General features: G+C 75.0%; 1 protein-coding gene and 1 pseudogene. Both read left to right on the top strand.

What is annotated here, in order from left to right; translation table 11 throughout:
* Positions 1-213: 213 nt before the first annotated feature.
* Positions 214-529: pseudogene (locus CCN72_RS36970) on the top strand (ATP-binding cassette domain-containing protein); the annotation flags it as partial.
* 157 nt (positions 530-686) lie between these two features.
* A partial coding sequence (locus CCN72_RS36965; protein ID WP_143664344.1) for a GNAT family N-acetyltransferase occupies positions 687-1,025 on the top strand: 339 nt, incomplete at its 3' end.

Here is a 1,025-nt window from a genome sequence, read left to right as displayed (position 1 = left end):
GCTCCAGGGTGACCGCTGCGGCGCCCCGCCCATGGGGCACGGGAGGCGCCGGACGCGCACGCGCGGGTGGGGGCGGGGGGTGCCACGCGGTCCGGGTCGGGCCGGGTGCGGAGGGTGCGCGAGGGGTCGAACATCTGTTGCTCCTCGTTCCCGGAACGTTCAACTCACCTCACTGCAAGGGTCTTCGGCACCCGCCTACGGTCCTTGCGGTCTGGCCTGGTCGGGCCGAACGGGGCCGGGAAGACAACGCCGCTCGGCCTGTTGCTGGGGCTCGCCGTCGCCGACGCGGGCACTCTGGAGATCCTCGGCGTGCCGGTCGGGCGCGCGCTTTCGGCCGTTGACGCAGTGGCCGGTTTCGTCGACGGGCCGGGCCTGTAGCCGTCGTTGACCGCCCGGCGGAACCTGGCCGCGCTGGTCTCGCCGCCGCCCTGCTCACCCGGCCCCGGCGCTCGCCTTGGACGAGCCCTCCGACGGCCTCGACCCCTCGGGCAAGCGGCATGTGCACCGTGTCCTGAACCGGCTCGCGGCGATACGTGCCGAACGACGTGCCGGGCGCGTACATCCCGTCGTCGGAGAACGACGGCTGACGCACCGGACCGGGCATGAAGAGGCCTCCGGCCGGCGTCGGTGCCGACCGGGGGCCTTCTCCCTGTTTCCGGTGGGGTGTGCCGGTGCAGGGTTCCTGCATGGCTGATCCTTTCGCGGGAGCATGGCCGGCCGGCTATCGAGTCCGCCCCGCCACCACCGCCGACACCGATGCCGTGCACCGCCTGGCCGGCGCGGGCGAGCGCGCGCTGCACGGCCTGGCCACGACCGACGCCGATCGCATCGCGGCCGATCTCGGCATGGCCGGGGACGCCGCGGCGTGCGACACGGTGCTGGTCACCGGTCCCGCCGGGGACCTGGCCGCATGGGGCTGGGTACGGGGGCGGCGGGCCACTGTCCAGGTGCATCCCGGGCACCGGGGGCGGGGTCTTGGCACCGCTCTGCTCGCCTGGTCCGAGGCGCGGGCCCGGGAGCTGGGC

The organism is Streptomyces murinus, from assembly GCF_002154555.1.
Lineage (GTDB): Bacteria > Actinomycetota > Actinomycetes > Streptomycetales > Streptomycetaceae > Streptomyces > Streptomyces murinus.
Note: the sequence above shows the minus strand (reverse complement) of the source record. Positions and strands in the feature narration are given on the sequence as shown.